Annotated in this window: 15 protein-coding genes; 2 read left to right on the top strand and 13 right to left on the bottom strand. The window is 70.8% G+C overall.

Annotation, left to right across the window (positions count from 1 at the left end; all coding sequences use genetic code 11):
• Positions 1-160: 160 nt before the first annotated feature.
• Positions 161-868: a GntR family transcriptional regulator gene (locus tag D8M34_RS15175; protein WP_161973076.1), complete on the top strand. Its 708-nt coding sequence runs from the start codon at positions 161-163 to the stop codon at positions 866-868.
• Between the two features lie 48 nt (positions 869-916).
• Here the strand turns inward: D8M34_RS15175 and argG are convergent, their stop codons facing one another.
• From argG to D8M34_RS15160, 3 genes are read right to left on the bottom strand one after another with little or no spacing between them, the layout of a single operon-like run.
• Positions 917-2,362 (bottom strand): argininosuccinate synthase, encoded by a 1,446-nt coding sequence (gene argG, locus D8M34_RS15170; protein WP_025105204.1) that lies wholly within the window; start codon positions 2,360-2,362, stop codon positions 917-919.
• Between the two features lie 42 nt (positions 2,363-2,404).
• The gene (locus D8M34_RS15165; protein ID WP_238695678.1) at positions 2,405-2,842 is read right to left on the bottom strand and encodes a PIN domain-containing protein; all 438 of its coding nucleotides are present in this window, start codon (positions 2,840-2,842) and stop codon (positions 2,405-2,407) included.
• Positions 2,805-3,038: an AbrB/MazE/SpoVT family DNA-binding domain-containing protein gene (locus D8M34_RS15160; RefSeq protein WP_238695677.1), complete on the bottom strand. Its 234-nt coding sequence runs from the start codon at positions 3,036-3,038 to the stop codon at positions 2,805-2,807. The genes D8M34_RS15165 and D8M34_RS15160 overlap by 38 nt, the downstream gene beginning before the upstream one ends.
• Before the next feature lie 79 nt (positions 3,039-3,117).
• Here D8M34_RS15160 and D8M34_RS15155 point away from each other — a divergent pair, with 79 nt between their 5' ends.
• Positions 3,118-3,825: a ZIP family metal transporter gene (locus D8M34_RS15155; protein ID WP_085604240.1), complete on the top strand. Its 708-nt coding sequence runs from the start codon at positions 3,118-3,120 to the stop codon at positions 3,823-3,825.
• A gap of 21 nt (positions 3,826-3,846) precedes the next feature.
• Here the strand turns inward: D8M34_RS15155 and D8M34_RS15150 are convergent, their stop codons facing one another.
• The 10 genes from D8M34_RS15150 to D8M34_RS15105 all read right to left on the bottom strand — a co-directional run.
• Complete coding sequence (locus D8M34_RS15150; RefSeq protein ID WP_060922018.1) at positions 3,847-4,254, bottom strand: pyridoxamine 5'-phosphate oxidase family protein; 408 nt, start codon at positions 4,252-4,254, stop codon at positions 3,847-3,849.
• Positions 4,255-4,340: 86 nt separating this feature from the next.
• Positions 4,341-5,039 carry a phosphotransferase family protein gene (locus tag D8M34_RS15145; protein WP_126894395.1) on the bottom strand — a complete coding sequence of 233 codons (699 nt, stop codon included), beginning with the start codon at positions 5,037-5,039 and terminating at the stop codon, positions 4,341-4,343.
• 27 nt (positions 5,040-5,066) lie between these two features.
• On the bottom strand, positions 5,067-6,170 hold the full coding sequence (locus D8M34_RS15140; protein ID WP_126894394.1) for a DUF4064 domain-containing protein: 1,104 nt from the start codon (positions 6,168-6,170) through the stop codon (positions 5,067-5,069).
• Entirely contained in the window at positions 6,164-6,913 is a 750-nt protein-coding gene (locus D8M34_RS15135; RefSeq protein ID WP_126894406.1) for a hypothetical protein, read from the bottom strand. The genes D8M34_RS15140 and D8M34_RS15135 overlap by 7 nt, the downstream gene beginning before the upstream one ends.
• A 128-nt stretch (positions 6,914-7,041) precedes the next feature.
• The gene (locus tag D8M34_RS15130; protein WP_238695676.1) at positions 7,042-10,581 is read right to left on the bottom strand and encodes a PKD domain-containing protein; all 3,540 of its coding nucleotides are present in this window, start codon (positions 10,579-10,581) and stop codon (positions 7,042-7,044) included.
• A gap of 215 nt (positions 10,582-10,796) precedes the next feature.
• The gene (locus tag D8M34_RS15125) at positions 10,797-11,849 is read right to left on the bottom strand and encodes a VWA domain-containing protein (protein ID WP_126894393.1); all 1,053 of its coding nucleotides are present in this window, start codon (positions 11,847-11,849) and stop codon (positions 10,797-10,799) included.
• Positions 11,846-12,832: a VWA domain-containing protein gene (locus tag D8M34_RS15120; RefSeq protein ID WP_238695675.1), complete on the bottom strand. Its 987-nt coding sequence runs from the start codon at positions 12,830-12,832 to the stop codon at positions 11,846-11,848. The genes D8M34_RS15125 and D8M34_RS15120 overlap by 4 nt, the downstream gene beginning before the upstream one ends.
• Entirely contained in the window at positions 12,823-13,311 is a 489-nt protein-coding gene (locus D8M34_RS15115) for a hypothetical protein (protein ID WP_062637591.1), read from the bottom strand. The genes D8M34_RS15120 and D8M34_RS15115 overlap by 10 nt, the downstream gene beginning before the upstream one ends.
• Positions 13,298-14,185 (bottom strand): DUF58 domain-containing protein, encoded by an 888-nt coding sequence (locus D8M34_RS15110; RefSeq protein WP_062637589.1) that lies wholly within the window; start codon positions 14,183-14,185, stop codon positions 13,298-13,300. Before D8M34_RS15110 ends, D8M34_RS15115 begins: the two co-directional genes overlap by 14 nt.
• 31 nt (positions 14,186-14,216) lie before the next feature.
• A partial coding sequence (locus D8M34_RS15105) for an AAA family ATPase (protein ID WP_148113062.1) occupies positions 14,217-15,163 on the bottom strand: 947 nt, incomplete at its 5' end.

Genomic DNA, 15,163 nt, shown 5'->3' with positions numbered 1-15,163 from the left:
TCAGCAACCTCGCAGCGTTCCGGCCGTGCGGGAGGACGCGGAGGTTCCTCCGGGCCGCGCTGTGTTATGTTACGCGTCGCGCTTCGGCGCATCTCAGCGGAGAGACCGGTCCGGACCGGAACTCCGGCGGGATCGGTCCAGGGAACGGCGGGGGGACGCCATGATCGAGAAGAAGGATGATGTGCGCGCGGGGAGTGCGACATCGGTGGCAGGGGATCGGCACCGCAGTCTGCAGGACAGGCTGACGGACGCGATCGTCTCGGGGGCGCTCGCGCCGGGGACACGGCTGGACGAGCGAGACCTCGCTGTCGCACTCGACGCCCGGCCGGCCGAGGTGCTCCGCGCCCTCGACCGCCTCGCCGCGGTCGGGCTCGTCGCGGTGCGCCGCGATGGCACGCGGTGGGTGACCGCGCTCGACGGAGACCGGGCGCGTGACGTGGTGGCCTTGTTCGGCGACGTCTGGATCGGCTCCGTCCGGCGCACGATGACGGTGCTCCACGCCGACGACCTCGCCTACCTGGACGAGCTCGTCGACGATGTGGCCCTGGCTGTCCGGTGGCGGGACGGAGCCGCGTTCGGCGGAGGCCTGCGTGCTCTCGCCGTGGCCTTCGCCCGGATCGAGGGCAACACGGAGCGTGCCGAGCTGGTCGGGAACCTGGGCACGCTTCTCGCGTGCGTCGCCCGTCGCGCGGGAAGTGTCTTCGACTGGACGGATGTGCGCGCCGCGGTCGCACGGATCGCCGTCGTGCTCCCGGGACGAGACGCCGCGGCGATGCGCGCCGCCCTCATGACGCTGTTCGATGACGTGCTGCCGGGGATCGTCGACCGCGCGGTGGCACCGACGCGTCCGCTCGCCGCCGCGTCCTGATCGCGGCCCCAGGGAGGGGCGCCCGGTGAGCCGCGGCGCCCCGTGCGCTCAGTCGGTGCCGGAGTCGAAGGCCGCGCGCTCGGAAGCGGTGTCGACGGCGTCCGCGAGATTCTCGTCGGCCTCCGAGATCGAGCCGTGCACCGATTCGGTGATCTCGGCCGACTCGCCCGCGGTCACCCGTCCGACGAGCTCGCCCGTCGCGCCGCCGACGAGGCCGAGGCCCGCATACTGCTCCAGGCGGGCGCGGGAGTCGGCGATGTCGAGGTTGCGCATCGTGAGCTGGCCGATCCGGTCCACCGGGCCGAACGCGGCGTCGCCGACGCGCTCCATCGACAGCTTCTCCGGCCCGTACGACAGGTTCGGCGAGACGGTGTCGAGGATCGTCCAGTCGTCGCCGCGGCGCAGGCGGATCGTCACGGTGCCCGAGATCGTCGAGCCGACCCAGCGCTGGATGGACTCGCGGAGCATGAGCGACTGCGGCTCGAGCCAGCGGCCCTCGTACATGAGGCGGCCGAGGCGGCGACCCTGCTCGTGGTAGGTGGCGAGGGTGTCCTCGTTGAGGATGCCGTTGACGAGGCGCTCGTACGCGATGAAGAGCAGCGCCATGGCCGGAGCCTCGTAGATGCCGCGCGACTTCGCCTCGATGATGCGGTTCTCGATCTGGTCGCTCATGCCGAGGCCGTGGCGCCCGCCGATCGCGTTCGCCTCCTGAACCAGGGCCACCGGGTCGCTGAACTCGACGCCGTTGATCGCGACCGGACGGCCGCCCTCGAACGTCACCGAGACGTCCTCGGTCTCGATGGCGACGGACGGGTCCCAGAACTTCACGCCCATGATCGGGTCGACGGTCTCCAGCGACACGTCGAGGTGCTCGAGCGTCTTCGCCTCGTGGGTCGCGCCCCAGATGTTCGCATCCGTCGAGTACGCCTTCTCGGCCGAGTCGCGGTACGGGAAGCCGTGCGCAACCAGCCATTCGCTCATCTCCTGGCGACCGCCGAGCTCCGTGACGAAGTCCGCGTCGAGCCAGGGCTTGTAGATGCGCAGGCGGGGGTTGGCGAGCAGGCCGTAGCGGTAGAACCGCTCGATGTCGTTGCCCTTGTAGGTCGAGCCGTCGCCCCAGATGTCGACGCCGTCCTCGCGCATCGCACGCACGAGCAGGGTACCGGTGACCGCGCGGCCCAGCGGCGTGGTGTTGAAGTAGGTCTTGCCGCCGGAGCGGATGTGGAAGGCGCCGCAGGAGAGCGCGACGAAGCCCTCCTCGACGAGCGCCGTCTTGCAGTCGATGAGGCGCGAGGCCTCGGCGCCGTACTCCAGCGCGCGCCCGGGGATCGAGGCGATGTCGTCCTCGTCGTACTGTCCGAGGTCACCCGTGTAGGTGAAGGGGACGGCGCCCTTGTCGCGCATCCAGGCGACGGCGACGGAGGTGTCGAGTCCTCCGGAGAAGGCGATGCCGACGCGCTCGCCGACGGGCAGGGACTGGAGGACCTTGGACATGGCTCCCAGTCTATCGGCGGCGGCGTGTCGTCCCGTCTCGCCTCAGACGAGCCGCGTCATGACGCCGAGCGCCGCATAGGTGCCCAGCGCGCGGCGATCGCACGTGACGAGCGGGACGCCGGCATCCCGTGCGGCGAGGCCGACGAGGCCGTCATAGACCGCCCCGCCGGAGATCCCCGCATCGGCGAGAACATCGACGGCGGTGAGCGCGGTGTGCTCCGCGAGTGACACCGAACGGGGAAAGGCGGTGCGGATGGCGAGCGCCGCGGCCGAGGGGGTCAGTCGATCGGGGGGCGGCAGGCGGGTCAGGACGGAGTATGTCTCTGCCGAGGCGTGTCCGGCGAGGCCGAGGGCCGCACCGGCGCAGAAGGTCTGCACCGCGCCGTGCGCCGTGTGGTCTTCCACGAGAAGAGCGACCGCCGCACTCGTGTCGAGGACGAAGTCAGCGCTGGTCGGCAAGGCGGAGCTCGCGAACGTCATCAGGTGTGAGGGTGGTGCCGGAAGAGCGGACGACGAGGCGGCCGTCTTTCTCGACGAGGTTGTCGGGGGCCTCGATCTCGATCCGGATGCCGTTGCCGTCGACGACGAGGTCCACCGGCCCGGGAACCAATCCGACACGCTCGCGGAGTGCGGCGGGGATCACGATTCGTCCTGCCTTGTCCATGGTTGCCTTCATGCCGAGAGAATACCATTCGGGTGGGCGGCACGAGTGTCGGCTGCGGGAAGTGAGAGAGTGGGCGCACGGGAGGTCGGACATGGGTGGAGCGATTCTGTGGGGAGCCGTCGCGGCGGCTCCGCTGTTCGTCGGCGCGGTGCTCGCGATGCTGCGCAGCTGGCCGCCGCGGTGGCTGGGCATCGTGCTGGGTTTCGGCGCCGGAGCGCTGATGGCCTCCATCGCCTTCGAGCTGTGGGAGGAGGGGCTCGACCGGGGTGGTCCGATCCCGCTCGTCACCGGCGTCGCCCTCGGAGCCCTCAGCTACTACATCGCCGCCCGCATCCTCGACGCCAGGGCCGCGAGGAAGAAGGGCGAGGCCGGGGGAGGCCAGCTCGCGGTGGGCGCCCTCCTCGACGGGATCCCGGAGCAGCTCGTCCTCGGCATCGGTCTCGCCTCGGGGGAGCCGGTGAGCATCGCGCTCGTCGTCGCCATCCTCGTCTCGAACCTCCCGGAGTCCATCGGCTCCGCCGCCGACCTGCTCGACGGCGGCATGCGACGGTCCAGAGTGCTGCTGCTGTGGGCCGGCGTCGCCGTGGTGTGCGCGCTGGCGACGGTCGCCGGCTTCGCGCTGGCCAGCGTGACCGGCGAGGTCTTCCGTTCGGGGGCGAGCGGTTTCGCCGCGGGCGCCCTGCTCGTCATGCTGGTGGACTCGATGGTCCCGGAGGCGCAGTCGAAGGCGAAGGAGTCCACGGGGCTGGCGACAGTCCTCGGATTCGCGCTCGCCGCCGGTCTCGCCTTCGCGTCCTGAGCGGAACGCGCGCTCGGCGGCTCAGACGCCGCCCGTGCGGGCGTCGCGGCGGACGCTGCGCCCGGTGATGCGCTCGATGCGGAACGACAGCGGGAGGTCGCGGTCGTCTCCGGCCCACGGATGCACGCGCGCCGCCGCTCCGGCCGCATCCTCCTCGGGTACCTGCGACAGGACACCGTGCATCAGCACGCTCCAGCCCAGGCCGCCGATCGGATCGTGGTAGTCGACCTCGAACGACACCTCGGCCGACTCGCGGGAGAGGGTCGCCAGGTGGCCGTCCGGAGATGTGCGCAGGAGCAGCTCGTGCCCCGAGACGACGAAGTTCACCGGATGGATCTGCACCAGGCCCTCGTCGACGAATCCGATGCGGCCCACCGTGGTGGTCGCCAGCAACTCGTAGGACTGCTGCTCGTCGAGTTCGTGGATCATGCGGACGCTCCCTCCCCCTGTGCCGCCAGTGTAGCCACGGCGCGTCGGATCATCGAGGGCGTCCGACCGGAATCACCCGGTGAGCGTCAGTCCGACCACCGCTCCAGGTCGGCGGTGAGCGCAGCGAGGTACGCGGGAGGGCCGGCCGCCGCGAACCACAGCCACAGCTCCGCGGCGTGCACCGGGTACCACGCGCGGACCCGGGCGGGATCGGCGCCGTAGCCGTCGATGAGCGCCCGCTCCGACCGCGGATCCTTCCGGGCGGCTCCCCACGCGGCTCGCGCCAGCTCCCGCAGCGGATCGCCACGGTGGGACGCCTCCCAGTCGACGATCCCGGAGATGCGGCCGTGCTGCGCGAGCAGGTTGCCGTCGGTCCAGTCGCCGTGGCAGAAGACGGCCCCGGACGACGGCGGGACGCGCAGTCGGAGACGAGGCGCACCGGCGGCGCGATACCGCTCGATGATCATGGCGTCGTCGGGCGCCGGAAGGAGGTCGTCCGGCGGGTCGAGCCGATGCAGGGCGCGGAGCAACGGTGCCGACGAACGGAGACCCGCAATCCGGGCGTCGGCGGCGGCGTCGTCGAGGCGGGTGCCGGGGAGCGCCGTCATGAGGATCGCCCCCGGCCGCTCCTCGACCACCTCGGGTACCGGGAGCCCGGAGCCGCCGAGTCCGCGGAGGGCCCGCAGCTCGTTGTCGTGCCGTGCCGGATCGGCGAGGCGCTTCTCGACCAGACGGCGTTCGCCGCGCTCGACGAGCCGCACCGCGCCGACCGCTCCCTGCCTCATCCCGTCATCCTCGCACCGGGCGGGTGGTCACTCGAAGCCGGGATAGTCCTGCAGCCGCTCCTCGAACTCCGCGCGGTCGGCCTCGCTCAGCACCTTGCCGGCGATGACCACGAGCTGGAGCCCCTCGACCGGCTCGCCGGTGCGCGCACTCTGCGCCTCCCGCGAGGTGCGGAAGCCGCCGTCGGCATCGTTCGACAGGTCATAGATGTTCGCGTAGAAGCGCAGCGGGTCGGGGTAGTTCTCCGTGTAGTACTCCCACGTCGTCTGCGTGCGCGGGTCGTCACTGCCGTAGAGCTTGGCGATCATGGACGGGTCGATTCCGGAGTTCGCCGGGTCGTTGAAGGAGTACAGGTTCCACAGGCCGTGCGCGGCCACCACCTCGTCGATCGCAGCCATCACCTCGAGCTTGCGCGCGTAGCCCTGCACGGGCTGCTCGGTCGCCCAGGCCGCCGAGGTGTACTCCGACAGCATCGACTCACCCCCGTACCCGTTCCGCTCCGGTCGCACGTCCTCCTCGCCGACCTGGACCCAGGTGAACCCGAAGTCGGCGCTGAGCCGCTCGCGGATGTCGGCGAAGAGAGCCTCGGCCTCGGCGCGCACCTCCTCCATGGACTGCTGGGTGAGCGCTTCCTGCGGGGCCGTGCCCTTGATCCCGGGGTAGGCCTCCGCATGCCGCTGCTCCGCGGTCTTCACGCCTTCGTAGTTGCCGGACGCCGAGGTGCGCAGTGCGCTGAGCGCCCCGACGGTCGCGACGTTGAACAGGATGGTGAGGACGAGCGCGATGATCCCGAGCCGCCGTCCTCCCGGGGTGAAGAGCGCGGCCACGATGACGGCGAGCACCACGAGCTGCAGCGTGATCATCGTCACGCCGTACAGCAGGTCGGTGCCGCCGACCACGAGCGTGCCGAACAGGATCAGGACGAAGAGGATCGCGGCGACCAGCGCGATCCAGCCCAGGGCGTTCGCCGAGGGCGTCTTCTCCTCGGGCGGCAGCGGGGAGAGGGCGGGCGGCGTGGGACCTACCTGCTGCTGCCGCCGGGCGCCGCGATAGCCCCCGGGCGGCGGGACCGGCGGGGCGCCCTCGGTGCCGCCCACATACCGGGCGCGCTGTCGCTCGTGATCGCTCACCATGGCTTGTCCGCCCCGGTGCCGCCGGGCTCATCGCCCTGCTGCTGATCGCGTTCCTGCGTCCCCTGCTCGAGCTTGTCCTGGAGATCCTGCAGCTTGTCCTCCGACGGCTGCGGCTCCTCCTGCTCGTCCTGCGGCTCCTGCGGCTGCTGTTGCTGCTCCTGTTCCTGCTGCTTCTGCTTGAGGCGGTCCTCGGTGCTGTCGAGAGTGTCCGTCATGTCGCGCTCGGGATCGGGAGACTGCTGCTGCGCCTCCTCGCTGTGGCACTCCTCCGGGGTCTCGACCGTGATCGTCAGCGCCTCGCCGTAGAGGGCGGTCGCCCCGGCACCGTCGCCCTCGGCCCTGGCGGCGTCGCCCATCCGCTCGACCACGAGGGCGAGGTTGATCCGGACCGGGCAGACCTCGAGCCCGGTGGCGAGATCCAGGGCACGCTCCAGTTCTGCGCGGGAGGCGGGGAGTTCATCGGCCCCGGCCAGTGCGGTGCCGATGTTGTACGGCGCCTTGAACGGCTCGAACCAGTTCAGGACGTCCTGTCCTCGCGCCGAGGACTCGGAACCCGCGAAGTCGTCGACGACGTAGGCGGTGATGGCCTGATGGGCGAACGCGTACATGCTGAGCAGCTTGCCGACGAAGAGCAGCGCGGCGAGGGTGAGCGGGATCGTCCCGATCGCGACCCAGCGGCGGATGAGCCGGCGACGGCGGTTCGAGCGGAGGAGGTCTGTGGCGGCCTCGTCCCGGGCAGGCATCACGACGCACCTCCTCCCCTGTCGTCGGCGTCTGAACATCCTATCCGCGGCCAGTGGACGGGAGGCTCCAGACGACGGACGCCGGCCCCGAGGCGATCGAGGCCGGCGTCCGTGCGTGAGCGGTCCGGTTACTCCGCCGCCCTGACGCGGAACGTGTCGAAGGACACGCCGAGCGGTGCGGTGGCGCTCGCAGAGCGGCTGCCGCTGAGACCCACGCCACCCGCCGGAAGCGGGGCGGCGTCGGTCGCCCGCAGCTGCCAGTCGGCGGGCTCCGCGGCATCGGTCGCCCAGAGCTTCGCGACGAGGGAGGCCTTGTCCGCCCCCGTCACGGCCGCCTTGAGCGTGTAGGTGGTGCCCGGGGTGACCGTGACGCCGTTCAGTGCCCGGGTCGCGAGGACGGTGCCGTCGCGGTGCGCCACGAGCCAGACCGTGCCGTCGGAGCGGAGCCAGGCGCGCACGAGATACCGACCGGCGGACGAGTCCCGGGCGATGACCCCGATGTAGGAGCCTCCCGTGCTCGACGGCTGATCCACGCGGAAGGTCGTCTCCAGCGCCGGGTTCGGCACCGACGGGGCGTTCAGCGTCGCGTGGCGGGTGTCTCCCGCGGCCAGCTTCAGCTGCCCCGAGCCGTCGGCGACGCTGGCCGCGGCGGCGGATCCGCCGGTGATCTTCCAGGCGCCGCCGGCGAGGGCTTCGCCCCAGCCGGGACCCGCCGTGCGCTCGAACTCGTCGCTCGCGAGCGGCGCGGGCTCCGCCACCACGGCTTCCCGGGTGGTCGTCGCCGAGCCCCCGACGTCGTCCGTCACGGTGGGGGTGACCGTCCGCGTGCCGGCGGTCGCGTAGGTGTGCGTCGCCGACGCGCCTTCGCCGGTCGTGCCGTCGCCCCAGTCCCAGCGGTAGCTGCGGACGCTGCCGTCGGCGTCCGTCGATGCCGACGCGTCGGTCGACACCGTCAGCCCCGAGGCCGAGAGCGTGAACGAGGCCGTGGGCAGCGCGTTGGCGCCCTGGACGACGACCGGTTTCGTGACCGATCCCATGAGGCTCTGGCTGTCGGTGATCGTGAGCGTGACCGCGTACGTGCCGGGCTTCGCGTACGTGTGCGACGGCGTCTTGCCGGTGCCCGTGGACCCGTCGCCGAAGTCCCAGCGGTAGTCCGAGATCGTGGCGGAGCCGGGCGGCACGGACGTGCTCGCGTCGAAGGTCGCGGTGAGGCCGCTTGCCGCGGCCGTATAAGCGGCGACGGGGGCTGTGGAGCCATTCCCGACGCTGTAGTGGGTCTTGACCTGTCCCGCGGTCAGGCCATACGGGTAGACCGCGAACTCATCGACATTGCCGACCAGGTGGGCATCGCCGGCAAGGTTGGCAGGGGCGGCAAGCGTCTTGGTCGGCTCATTCGCCCAACCCTTCAGCCTGCCACCGCCAATCTTCCAGTACCCGTTGAAGTCCTGCGCTTTGGTGACGGTAGGGAGCTGGCCGTCGAGCTTTCCGTCGATGAAGAGCTTCATTCCCTCGGGGCTCACCGACGCGACGACATGATGCCAGCGGTTGTCGTTGTATGCCGTCGCGGTCGTGAGCACTTTGGTGCCGTCGTTGTATACCCCGAAGTTCAGGCGGCCATTGTCTGACATGTAGACGGTTCGGTCGTAGTTCTTCGAGAAGAAGCCAACGGCCGAGCTCTCGAAGTCGAACAACACGCCGCCCGCGGTCGTCGAGGTCTGGAACCACATCTCGGCCGAGAACGATGCTGGCGCCGCGGCCTTCGTGGTCGTGTCGACTCGTCCGGTCTCCGTCCCGTCGAGGGCTGTCGCCCCGGCCACGCCCTTCGGCACGCCTGATGACCGAGGCGTCGCTCCTGAGCGGATGAGCGGGCTGTTCGTACCTGCCACATCCTGCGCGACGGTTCCCAACGGGTAGTACAACTGGGGGCCGTCAGCGAGCACGGCGTTGGAGTACGCAGGTGTGGACGCGGCCGCCGTGGCGGTCGTCGTCTTGCTCGAAACCGTGTGGCCGTTGCTGTCCGTGGCGGTGAAGGTGTACTGCTGCTGTGCGCCGACCGGAGCCGTCGTGTCCTCGAAGCTGACTGCGGGCAGGTTCCACCACGTGGAGTCCACCTTGGTGGTGAACAACGGGGTGGTCGAGTCGGCGCGGCGCAACTCGTATGTGAGCGTGAGATCGTCACGGTCCCAGTTGGCGGGAATGGTGACCTTCACGCGCCCGGGGGTGAGCGAAGTCGCGGTCGGCACCCACTTGTCGCCGGAGAGGCGCGGTCCGTCCTTCGGGCCCTCTGGAGGGGTGGTCGAGAAGCGGACGAGTCCTTCGAACTGTCCGTTGTTGACGGAGCGGAACTCGCCGCCGATGGAGATCATGTTGCCGGTGCCGGTGATCGACAACCCGGCCTGACCGAGTCCTGTGGTGGTCCCGACCGCCCAATCGGGTGACCAGGCGTACGGCGACGGGGCGGGCGTGCCGCCCCAGTCCTTGCGACTGGGCGCGGTCGGCGCGGGTGCCAGCGTTCCGCGAGCATCCGCCGTGTATGCCTCGGAATAGCGGTGTACGCGCGGAGCCTGCTCCGGGTGGAGTCCCAGAGTTTCGCATGAATGCGTGTGGCTGGTCGTGTAGACGACCTTTCCCGTGGAGTAGACGCCGTAATGGTCGCCGAGGCAATCCGCGATCCAGCGCACCTTACCGGTGCCGGCCTCGGCGGCGAAGGTGCCCTCGAGGCTGCCCGTCGCCGCGTTGGCGAAGCCCCAGCCTGTGCCGTACACGCCGGTCGCGTCGGTGGCGAGACCGAACGTCCCGGCCTTGCCGGCGTAGATGCCGGAGCCGGCGCCGTTCTTGACCGTCTTCGCAAGCTCCCACTCGGTGTTGAGGGCGCCCGTGGTCTTGTCGACGGAGGCGCTGCCGCGCATCTCGGTGTTGCCGTTGACCTGGGAGAAGCGTCCGCCCACGATCGTGTCCGCGCCGGCAGGGTCCATGACCATGGCATCGACCTGGAGGTCGGTCTGCGGGGCCCACGGACGGAGGGCGCCGTTGGTGGTGTCGAAGGCGGCCAGGTTCTTCCGCGGCGAGCCGTTGGCCTGGGTGAACAGGCCGCCCGCGTAGACCGTCGTGCCCGACGTCGCCAGCGCGTAGACGCCGGATCCGCCGATGGAAGGCACGAAGCCCGGGACGAGCTCGCCGGTCTTCGCGTCGATCGCGGCGATGTTCCAGCGGTCCTTGCCGTTCACCTTGTTGAACGAGCCGCCGATGTAGATGCGGGTGCCGTCTGGCGAGGCGGCGACGGCCTTGATCACGCCGTTCACCTGCGGGGCGAACGGCAGCAGCGCACCGGTGTCGATGTTGTAGGCGAGGACGTTCGAGCGCGCCGTCAGTGCGGTCCCGGGAGGGGCCTTCGGCTCGCGGGCGTTGTCGAACTTGCCGACCGCGTACACGGTCGAGCCGATCGTCGTCTGGGCCCAGACGTACCCGTTGTCGATCTGCACGGTCGGGATCGGATCGGATGTGACGACGTTCTCATCCCGCTGCAGCAGCGGAGGCAGTCCGCCCGGATCGTCGGCCGCCGCGGCGGCACCGCCGCCGAGGGCGACCAGCCCCGCGGTGACCATCACCCCCACGATCAGCCCGGCCACGCCCGTGCGTGTGCGCTTCCAGACAGCACTGTTCCCCATGTGTGTTCCCCAGTCATTCGATGGCCGACCCCACGTCGGCACGTCATCGTCGGACGATCGACCGCGAGAGCTCCCCCAGAGATGCTCAGACCGCGGCGGTTCGTTCCGACGAACCCCCGTCGAAGGCACAGAAGCCTCCGGCGGGTAACACAATACCATCACCGGACGCGGAGTACACGCCGTACCCGCACGGATGCCCGGGGTCTCGGGGCCTGTCAGGGGGTGTCGAGTGGAGCGGGCCGTGCCGAGCGGGGAGCGCGCAGCCCGCGGAGCCGGGCGACCAGGATCGTCGCGCGCGTGAGCTCCACGCCGAGCGCGGCGAGGACGACCAGCGCGGCGACCCAGTACAACTCGATCACGGTGCCCACCTCGCCGGCGTCCGCGTAGGCCGTGGTGCTCGACGGTGCGGCGGGGAGCGACGGGGCGACATCCGCCTCCCGGCGCTCGTACTCGACGCCGAGCTGCCCGGCGATCGTCTCGAGGTTGCCCTCGTCGATGACGGACAGCGCGTCCGCACCCTGGTACTGGATGTACTCGGAGTCACTCTGATCGAGGCCCCCCGTCGTCACGCGCATGGGCCCGCCCTCCGCCGTCCCGTATCCGAAGACGGCTCCGGCGTCGGTGTAGCGCGCGCTGTCGGCGAAGGACTCCGGGGCGGACCCCGTGGTCTGCTCGCCGTCGCCGAAGTAGAAGACCATGCGCGAACGGTCCGGCGACGACTCCGCCGCGGCGGCGAGGGTCTCGCTCAGCAGCGGAGCGGCCACGCCGATCGAGCTGCCACGCGACTGGCTCGTGACCTCGGGGCGCAGCACGTCGAGTGAGCCGAGCAGGGCGGTGGTGTCGGTGGTCAGCGGGATCCGCAGCTGGGCTGCCGCATCCGAGGTGAGGAGGGCGAAGCGGGCGCCGGGGTACTCCTCCACGAGCGCGCGCACGTCGGCGCGCACACCGTCGATCCGGGGGGAGCCGTCGTCCCAGTCCTCGGCCACGATGCTCGCGGTGGTGTCGACGACGAGCACGATGTCGGTGTCGGTCGCCAGGGTCTGCGTGGAGCCTCCGGGTAGCCCCGGCCGCAGCAGCATCACGGCGCAGGCGAGCACCATCATGAGGCGCAGCGCCCAGAGGGACCGATGCACGGCGAGAGCGCGTCGGTCGGTCACGACCTCGCCCCCGGCCCGCGGAGCACGCACGAGCATCCAGACCGCCACGCCGGCGACGCCGGCGCTCAGCAGCAGGATGAGGAACACGGGGAGCACGGGCTGGAAGATCACAGGCGCACCCTCCACACCAGCACGACGAAGCCGAGCGCGAGGACCGACAGGACGGCGATCCACAGGTTCGGGGTGTCCGTCCAGACCACCTGCGCCTCGCCGCGCAGCGCCGTGGCCTCCTGCTTCTGGACCTCGTCGATGATGTCCCCGACCGTGGTCGTGTCGCGGAGCCCGTAGGCGGCGCCTCCCGTGGCCTCGGCGGCGGCGGCCAGGTCGGCGCTGACGTCGGCGTCCTTGCCCTCGACCGGGTTGATCGCGAACACCCGCACGTCCTGGGAGGCCGCATACGCCGCGGCCTCGTCGAGCGTCACGATCGAGGCGCCGTTGATCTCGTTGTCCGTCGCGAAGATCACCGACCGGGATCGGTCGTCGTCCGGGTGATCGAAGCCCATGGTGCAGGCCGCGAGTCCGTCGCCGATGAGGGAGGCGCCGTCGCCGTTGAGCGTGCCCAGCCAGTGCTCCGGGATCTCGTCCACGTAGTCGAAGCTCGACATCATGCTCGCGAGGTGCTCGCGGATGAAGTCGTAGTCGTCGGTGAGGGGGAAGATCTGCACGGGAGAGCTGTTGAAGATCGTCAGGCCGATGCGCTCGCCCTCGAAGCCGTCGAGCAGCTCGTCGAACACGGAGAGCACCTCGACGTCGACCTCCGACATCGACCCCGACACGTCCAGGCAGAGCATGATGTCGCGGCTCGTGTCGACGGGTTGGATCGTCTGGGCGGACATCGGACGCGCGGCCACGACGCCGGCGACCAGCGCGGCCCCCGCACCGAGGGCGAGCAGACCCGTCAGGGCGACGGCGCGACGGGACAGCGCCTGGCGGAAGGACGGCAGCGCTCGCAGCCGCTCCGCCCTGGCCACGCGAGCGGTGTCCGCCGCGCGCCGGTCCCGGTGACGGCGCAGGCCGACCGCGAGACCGATCGCCACCGCGGCGACGACGACCGCCGCGGCGAGGACCAGCATCCAGACGTTCGCTAGTGCCACGCGCGCACCACCGTCCTGGCGGCTTCGGCGCCGGCGACCGGATCGATGGCGGGTCCCTGCCGGAAGATGCTCGGATAGTAGTGGCGGCCCATCGCGTCGATGAGCGCTGGGTGCACGCCGCGGGAGACGAGGTCGTCGAGGGCGAGCACCGGTGCTTCCAGGCCGCTGTACTCGTTGACGAACGTGCGCACGACGCGGCTCAGCTCCAGGTTGGCCTGCCGCGCGGAGAGACGGCGGTCCCGGTAGTCGTGCTCGACGCGGTCGATGCGGTCGAGGTACTCCGAGCGCAGGGCGGACAGCACGTCGAGCGTGGACGGCTGACCCGCATCCGCGGCCGCTCCGGAGGCGGCGGTGCGGGGGCGCGTGAGCCGGAACAGCAGCCACGTGCCGACGATCAGCAGGGCCAGGATGCCGAGCGCGAGCAGCATCCATCCCCACCCGTACTGGGCGGGCGGGTAGAGCTCGTCAGAACCGGGCATCGGACCTCCGGTTCAGCAGGTGCAGCAGCTGGGGAACGGCGTCGTCCTGACCGTCGAGCGCGGCGTGGCTGATCTCCATCCGCGTGAGCAGGTCGGCGAGCCGGGCGGCGTCGGCCGCCCGCTGCGCACCGAGCTCGTTCACGATCGTGCGGTCGCCCTGGATGAAATCGGGGACCTCCCAGAGGCTGTCGACGTCGGCGCGCAGCCGGGCGGAACGGTGGTCGAGCACCGGTTCGGCGTCGCGCAGGGTGAGCCAGAGCACGTCGTGCTGCACGCGCAGGCGGCGCAGCAGGCGCTCGGTCTCCGTGGTGACCGGGGCCTCGTCGGTGAGCACGACGACGATCATCCGCCGCGCGATCGTCCGCGTGACGAAGGACAGCAGGGCGTCGCGATCGCTGGGGGCGGCCGCGTCGTCGACCGCGCGGTCGATCGTCCGCAGCGCGTGTTCGAGGGCGCCCTCGCTGCGCCCCGGCGCCAGCCGGCGGACGCGGGAGGCGTCGCCGTAGACGACCGTGAAGTCGTCGCCGTGCCGGAGTGTCAGCACCCCGAGGGCTCCCGTCGCCAGGATGGCCAGGTCCTTCTTCGAGCGCTCGTCCGCGGCGAGAGCGGTCATCGAGCGTCCCGTGTCGACGACGAACATCACCGTATGCATGCGCGTGGCCCGCGACCGCTTGACCAACGGTGTGCCCAGGCGGGCGGTCGCGCGCCAGTCGATGTCGCGCACCTGGTCGCCGTACTCGTACTTGCGCAGGTCCTCGAAGTCGAGGCTCCGCCCGTGCAGCAACGACGCGTAGGCGCCGTCGAGCGCGTGCAGCGACTTGCGGTTCGAGTGGATGAAGAGCTTGCTCTTCACCTGCGTGATGAGGCTGGGCATCGGGCGCGGAATCCCTGGACGTGTCGGCGGGTCAGGGGGTGGGCACGGCGGCGAAGATCTGGTCGATGATCTCCTCGCTGCGGATGCCCTCGGCGTCGGCCTCGAACGTCAGCAGCACGCGGTGCCGCAGCACGAGGTGGCGCAGGGCGCGGATGTCCTCGGGAAGGACGTGGGTCCGGCCGCTGAGGAGGGCGAGGGCGCGGGAGGCCTGGAGGAAGGCGATGCTGGCCCGAGGGCTCGCGCCGTACTTGATGAAGCGGGCGCGCTCCTCCCCGATGTACGGCGCGGGGTTCCGGGTCACATACGCGATCGACACGATGTAGTTGCGGATCGCGGGGTCGACGTAGATGCGGCTCGCGACGTCCTGCAGCAGGTGCACGTCATCCAGCGTGACGGCGCTGTGCACGTGCCGGTCGGGGTCGAGCACTCCCGAGTCGATGCGGCTGAGGATCTCGAACTCCTCCGCCGGGCTCGGGTACTCGACGATCTCCTTGAGGAGGAACCGGTCCATCTGCGCCTCGGGCAGCTCGTAGGTGCCCTCCTGCTCGATGGGGTTCTGCGTCGCGATCACGAGGAACGGCTTCGGCAGCGGGTGGATCTCGCCGCCGATGGTGGTCTGGTGCTCCTGCATCGCCTCGAGCATGGCGCTCTGGGTCTTGGCGCTGGAGCGGTTGATCTCGTCGAGCAGCACGAAGTTCGCGTGCACGGGGCCGAGCACCGTCCGGAAGCTGCCCGTCGCGGCGTCGTAGATCTGGTTGCCCGTGATGTCGCTCGGCAGGAGGTCGGGCGTGCACTGGATGCGCTTGAACTTCGCCTTCACGGTGTCGGCGAGCGTGCTGGCGGCGGTGGTCTTGGCGAGGCCGGGCACGCTCTCCAGGAGGATGTGGCCGCCGGCGATGAGCGCCACGAGCAGGCTGGTGCGCAGGCGCTCCTGGCCCACCATCTTCGCGGAGTACGCGTCGGAGATCGTCTGCAGCA

Origin of the sequence: Microbacterium sp. HSID17254, from assembly GCF_003989315.1 — a bacterium.
Lineage (GTDB): Bacteria > Actinomycetota > Actinomycetes > Actinomycetales > Microbacteriaceae > Microbacterium.
The sequence above is the reverse complement of the archived record's forward strand: the minus strand, read 5'-3'. Positions and strand labels throughout refer to the sequence as shown.